6 protein-coding genes are annotated in these 6,000 nt (G+C 66.0%); 4 read left to right on the top strand and 2 right to left on the bottom strand.

All coding sequences use genetic code 11. The features are described 5' to 3' along the window. Both VMS96_00570 and VMS96_00565 read right to left on the bottom strand, forming a co-directional pair. The coding region (locus tag VMS96_00570; protein HVP41890.1) for a response regulator at positions 1-269 on the bottom strand (269 nt) is incomplete at its 3' end. 145 nt (positions 270-414) lie between these two features. Then, positions 415-774 (bottom strand): histidine kinase dimerization/phospho-acceptor domain-containing protein, encoded by a 360-nt coding sequence (locus VMS96_00565; GenBank protein ID HVP41889.1) that lies wholly within the window; start codon positions 772-774, stop codon positions 415-417. A gap of 82 nt (positions 775-856) precedes the next feature. On the opposite strand from VMS96_00565, the gene VMS96_00560 reads away from it, so the two are divergent. From VMS96_00560 to VMS96_00545, 4 genes are all read left to right on the top strand, one after another. Then, on the top strand, positions 857-2,092 hold the full coding sequence (locus tag VMS96_00560; GenBank protein ID HVP41888.1) for a protoglobin domain-containing protein: 1,236 nt from the start codon (positions 857-859) through the stop codon (positions 2,090-2,092). Beyond that, positions 2,089-2,481, top strand: a complete 393-nt coding sequence (locus VMS96_00555) for a response regulator (GenBank protein HVP41887.1) — start codon at positions 2,089-2,091, stop codon at positions 2,479-2,481. Before VMS96_00560 ends, VMS96_00555 begins: the two co-directional genes overlap by 4 nt. A gap of 162 nt (positions 2,482-2,643) precedes the next feature. Continuing rightward, positions 2,644-3,432: a tetratricopeptide repeat protein gene (locus tag VMS96_00550; GenBank protein HVP41886.1), complete on the top strand. Its 789-nt coding sequence runs from the start codon at positions 2,644-2,646 to the stop codon at positions 3,430-3,432. A gap of 128 nt (positions 3,433-3,560) precedes the next feature. Beyond that, on the top strand, positions 3,561-5,927 hold the full coding sequence (locus tag VMS96_00545) for a protein kinase (GenBank protein HVP41885.1): 2,367 nt from the start codon (positions 3,561-3,563) through the stop codon (positions 5,925-5,927). Positions 5,928-6,000: the final 73 nt, after the last annotated feature.

Below are 6,000 nucleotides of genomic sequence, written 5' to 3'. Positions count from 1 at the left end.
ACGTCGTCGAGCTGGGGGTCGCCGGTCATCATGATGACCGCGCGCGCCTGGCCCGCGTCCTTCAGCTTCTGCAGGACCTCGAGGCCGGTCATGTCGGGCAGGTGGACGTCGAGCAGAATGAGGTCGGGAGTGGCGGCCTGGGCAGCGCGCAGGGCGGCGGCGCCATTCTCCGCCTCCTGCACCTGGTAGCCCCACTGCTCGATCTTCTGGCGCAGCGACCAGCGCACCAGCTTCTCGTCGTCCACGATCAGGATGGTTTCTTCAGCCATGGATGCAGTGATTCTCTAGTCTAACCCAGCGACATACTTTGACCGGCGTCATCCTGAGGGGCTTTAGGCCCGAAGGATCTCGCGTGCAGCACGCGGGATGCTTCGGCCCTGAAGGGCCTCAGCATGACGCCATCATGTATACGGGTCATTTCCCCTGCGCGAACTCGGCCAGCAATTGCTTGATGCGCTCGATCTCGGCTCGGACGTCGGGCAGCACCTCGCGCGAGGGACTGCCTTCGGGCAGGTCCTGGGCGATGATCTCGATCACTCCGGCGATGCCGGCCAGCGGGTTCTTGAGGTCGTGCACCAGCCGGGAGACGGCCTTGGGGTCGCCACTTCCCTGCCGCTGGCGCAGCGCCCGGACGGTCTGGTTGAACTCGGTCCCCAGGCGGCCGGCCGCCCCGTCCTGGCCGGCGAAGGACACGGATACGCCGTAATCGCCCGCCCGCAGCCGGGCCAGGGCGGCGCTCAGCTCCTCGAAAACCAGTTCTGGGGGAAGGCTCATAGGCGCATGTCTCGTATAATCATGTTAAATCACTGCGCATTTCGGGCGTACCGGGAATCGCTTGGAAACTTTTCTCGAGGAAATGAAGCGCTACATCGCGTTCTCCGACGAGGACGCGAAGCTGCTGCGCGAACTCGGCCCGCGCATGGAAAAGTACCTGCCGGAGATGGCGGAGCGCTTTTACTCGCAGATCCCGCAGCATCCCGACGCCGCCCGCGTGTTCACCGAGGGCGACATCCAGGTCAACCGGCTAAAGGGCACGCTGCAGCACTGGGCGCGGGGCCTTTTCTGCGGGGTGTACGACAAGGCCTACGAAGAACTGCGCTACCGCATCGGGCAGGTGCACGTGCGCCTCGGCCTGGAGCAGAAGTACGTGATCAGCGCCATGGGCATCGTGCGCTCCTTCCTCACCGAGTGCCTGCTGCTGGAGTACGCCGCCGGCGACGTCCGCATCCGCTACAGCCGCTCCCTCAACAAGGTCCTCGACCTCGACCTCAATCTCATGTGCCAGAGCTATATGGAGGCGACGACGGAGAACCTGCGGCTCCTGAACGAGCAGCTGGAGCGGGCGAACCGCGACCTGGCGGAGATGAGCCACACCAAGGACGAGTTCCTGGCACACACCTCGCACGAGCTGCGCACGCCGCTAAACTCCATCCTGGGCTTCACCAAGCTCATCCTGGACGGCTTCGCCACCGAACCCAAGGAGCAGCGCGACCTGCTGCGCGACGTGTACTCCAGCGCCCAGCACCTGCTGGGCTTGGTGAACGACATTTTGGACATCGGGCGCATCGAGGCCGGGCGCATGCCGCTGCAGATCGAGGAGCTGGACCCGCGCCAGTTGCTGGATTCGACGCTGCCGCTGGTCACGGTCCAGGCCAGCGAGAAGAAACTGGAGCTGCGCGACGAGACCCGGGGCAAGGAGCTCCCGTGGGTGCGCGGCGACGCGGTGCGCTTGCGCCAGGTGCTGCTCAACCTGCTGCAGAACGCGGTGAAGTTCACCAACAAGGGCTCGGTACGGGTGCGGGCGGCGCATGATGCGGGCGGGATGCTGCGCATCGAGGTGCAGGACACGGGCATCGGCATCCCCAGGGATAAGCAGGAAGTGGTCTTCCAGAAGTTCGTGCAGGCCGATCCGGCGCATTCGCGGCGCCTGGGCGGAACCGGGCTGGGACTGGCCATCTCGCGGCGCCTGGTGGAGATGATGGGCGGACGCATCGGCCTGGAGAGCGAGGGTGAAGGCCGCGGCACCAAGGTGTGGTTCACGCTGCCGGTGGCGCGGGCGGCGGTGCCGGCGGAGACGGCGGGCAAGCGGTGAGCGCGCGCCGCGTCCTCATCGTGGAGGACAACCTGCTGGTGGCCAAGTTCTACAAGATGGCGCTGGAACGCGCCGGGGGCTTCACCTGCATCGTCACCGAAAACGTGGACGAGATCCTGCGTGAAGTGGACAGCCGCGCTATCGACCTGGCCATCCTCGACATCTCCCTGAGCGCCAGCCGCTTCCAGGGGGAGCTCATCGACGGGGTGCGGCTGGCCCAGATGCTCAAGCAGCGCCTGCCCAAGCTTCCCATCCTGATCGCCACCGCCCACGCCATGACCGGGGACCGCGAACGCCTGCTCCAGGCCTCGGGCGCCGACGGCTACCTGGAAAAGCCCATCTACGACGCGCAGCTGCTGGTGGATAAGGTGAGGGAGCTGCTGAAGTAGCGCATAGGGCATAGTCCATAGCTCATAGGCCATAGCTCATGGTTGGGCGCCCTAGCTACCCCGCACGCCCGTGCGTGACTGGGGTCACGGAAAGATGGCGGGCGGTCTGGTATCAGAGAGGGGAGGGACTTTCCTTTCTTCATCCCCAAGAGGGAGGGAGCCATGAAAAGAACACTTCTCTGGGCGCTTGTTTGCGCGGCCTTCGTGCTGCTGGCGGTGACCGGCAGCGCCGCCCAGGCCGGACCGAACATGCAGACCGAGGTCGGGCCGACCCCGCCGCTGGAGACCCTGAGCGTGGCCCAACTGGAAGAGCGCGGCGACACGCTGCGCGCCCAGCGGGCCTATGCCGATGCCCTGGCCTGCTACCGCGCGGCGCTGCGCAAGGACAAGAACAACGCGTCGCTGTACAACAAGGCGGGCATCGCGGAGCTGCAACTGAAGGACATGAAGGGCGCGCAGAAGGACTTCAAGCGGGCCATCAAGCATGACAGCAAGCTGTCTGCCGCCTGCAACAATCTCGGCGTGGTGTTGTATATGAGGAAGTCCTATGCCGAGGCGGTGGCGCAGTATCAGAAGGCCATCGCATTGGATGCGATGAATGCCTCGTACCACAGCAACCTGGGGACCGCTTTGTTCAGCCAGAACCAGGTGGAGAAGGCGGTGACTGAATTCGCGCGCGCCATCGAGTTGGATCCCGAGATCCTGATGCGGCCGGCGCGCGGAGCAGGAGCCAGCGCCCAGCTGGCCACGCCGGAAGAGCGGGCCCACTACTTCTTCGTGCTGGCCAAGATGTACGGAGCGCGAGGCGAACTGGACCGCTGCCTGCAATGCCTGGAAAAGGCCAAAGAGGGCAACTACCCGCACATCAACGACGTGTACAAGGACAAGGATTTCGAGGCGGTACGCCAGAATCCCCGGCTGCAGGAGATCATGGCGAAGCCGGTGAACTAAGGAGCGCCCGTTCGGAGTCCGCGCCCTCCGCGGCGGCGTAGGGGACGAGCCTCGCTATTGACTCGCGGTTCGTCCCCGGCCTACCATCCGCCGCTGAGCCCGTGGGTCCTCACTCGCCGGAAGAACGTGTGTCGCACTATCGCTTGCTGCGCCCGCTGGGCGGCGGCGGGATGGGTGTGGTGTACCAAGCCGAGGACCTCGAGCTTGGGCGGCATGTCGCGCTGAAATTCCTGCCCCCGGACCTGGCCGGGGATGCGGGCGCCGTGGAGCGCTTTCGACGGGAGGCCCGCGCCGCTTCAGCCCTGAATCACCCCCACATCTGCACCGTGTACGAGATCGGGCAGCACGAAGGCCGCCATTTCATCGCCATGGAAATGATGGAGGGTGAGACGCTGGCCTCGCGCATCCAGCGCGGGCCGATGACCAGCGAAGAGGTCATCGAATTGGGCATGCAGATGACGGACGCGCTGGAAACGGCGCACGGCAAGGGCATCGTCCATCGCGACATCAAGCCGGCGAACATCTTCCTGACCGTGCGCCGGCAAGCCAAGCTGCTCGATTTCGGGCTGGCCAAACTGCAGCCGACGCCACAAGCGCAGGCCGAGGCGGCGACCGCCACCCAGGGTCCTCTGACCCGGCAGGGAGCGGCGGTCGGCACCCTGGCCTACATGTCGCCCGAGCAGGCGCTGGGGCGCGAAGTGGACCGCCGGACCGACCTGTTTTCCCTGGGGGCGGTGCTGTACGAGGCAGCGACGGGCGCCATGCCGTTCCGCGGGGAGACGCCCGCGGCCCTGTGCGACGCCATCCTGAACAAGTCGCCGACGCCAGCAGTGCGGCTCAACCCGGATGTGCCGCCCGGGCTGGAGCAGATCATCGACAAGGCACTGGAGAAGGACCCGAGCCTGCGCTATCAATCGGCGGCGGAGATCCGCACCGACCTGCAGCGTCTGCGCCGCGACTCGCAGCGAATCGTAGCGTCCGCACCTGCGGGCGCGCCCCGAGGGGCCCGCGCCGCCTGGCTGCTGGGCTTGTTGGGCCTGGTGGCCGCGCTCGCCGTGCTGGGCCTGGCCCTCCTGGCATGGCGCGGGCGACTATCGGGCGCCGCTGGCACGGCCAGGATCGACTCCATCGTCGTGCTCCCGCTGGAGAACTTCTCCCACGATCCCGAGCAGGAGTACTTCGCCGACGGCATGACCGAGGAACTGACCCGCACCCTGGCCAACATCGGGGCGCTGAAGGTCATCTCGCGGACTTCGGCCATGCAGTACAAGGGGGCGCGCAAGCCCATCCCGCAGATCGCCAAGGAACTGAACGTGGACGCGGTGCTGGAAGGCTCGGTGATGCGCGCCGGCAACCGCGTACGCATCACCGAGCAGCTGATCAACGGCGCGACCGACAAGCACCTTTGGGCGCAGAGCTACGAGCGCGACCTGCGGGACGTACTGGCCCTGCAGGCGGAGGTGGCCCAGGCCATCGCACGCGAAGTGCAGGTCAAGCTCAGCCCTGCCGAGCAGAAGCAGTTGGCAACGACCGCCGCGGTCGATCCTGCGGCCCACGAAGCGTACTTGAAGGGACGCGCATACTTGGACAAGTCCACGGAGCGCGATATCCGGACGGGCATGAAGTACTTCGAGCAGGCGATCGCCGCCGATCCCAACTATGCGCAGGCCTACGTCGGACTCGGCGACGCGTGGACGACTCTTTCTACTTGGTTCCTACCGCCTCGGGAGGCGCAGCCGCAGGCGAACGCCGCCTATGCTCAGGCGCTTGCCCGCAACCCGTCGCTGCCCTCGGCGTATGCGGCCAGAGGTCTCATCAGCCTGACGTATGATTGGGATTGGGTAGCCACCGAGCGGGATGCCGCCCACGCGTTGGAACTCAGTCCCAGCAACGCGGACGGCCACGTCCTGCGCGCAGTACGGCTGAGTTCGCTGGGCCACTGGCCGGAGGCCAGTGCGGAATACACCCGCGGCGAGGAACTGGATCCGCTCTCCGCCTCGACTTTCGCCTTGCACGCCTGGGGCGCCTTCGCGAACGGACATTTCGACCAGGCTCTGGAGCTGGCTCATAAGGCCATCCCCATGGCCCCGGATTTTGATCTGGGCTACCAGGTGGCAGCGCTTTCGCTGTCGGTAAAGGGGCGATTCCCGGAGGCGATCGAGACCGCCCGGACCGCTACCAAGGTCTCGGACAGCCCGATCGACGTCGCCATCCTGGCCAATGTGTACGCCCTTGCGGGCCGCACTGATGAGGCGCACGCCACCCTCGCCAAGCTGAAAGAAATGACCAGGAAGCGCTACGTGTGCTCCTACGAAGTCGCCACTTCGTATGTCGCACTGCACGAATTCGATGAGGCGTACCGCTGGCTGGACAAGGCCTATGAGGATCGGTCCGACTGCATGATATGGCTGCGGGTAGATCCCCGCTTCGCACCCGTCCGCCCCCAGCCGCGCTTCCAGGAACTGATCAGGAAAGTCGGCATCCCCGAGTCGTAAGCAACGAGCCGCGGTCAACAGCTGGGGCCGGATCATCTCCGGCCCCGTGGGGTGACACGCCTGATGAGGGGTG

This window comes from Terriglobales bacterium (assembly GCA_035543055.1).
In the GTDB taxonomy this organism is placed as follows: domain Bacteria; phylum Acidobacteriota; class Terriglobia; order Terriglobales; family Acidobacteriaceae; genus JAIQFD01.
This window is presented reverse-complemented; position numbering and strand designations above follow the sequence as displayed.

Bases quoted from the DNA above. Each gene is read 5' to 3' on its own strand.
- VMS96_00560 (HVP41888.1), top strand. From the start codon at position 857: ATGAAGCGCTACATCGCGTTCTCCGACGAGGACGCGAAGCTGCTGCGC.
- VMS96_00550 (HVP41886.1), top strand. From the start codon at position 2,644: ATGAAAAGAACACTTCTCTGGGCGCTTGTTTGCGCGGCCTTCGTGCTG.
- VMS96_00565 (HVP41889.1), bottom strand. From the start codon at position 774: ATGAGCCTTCCCCCAGAACTGGTTTTCGAGGAGCTGAGCGCCGCCCTG.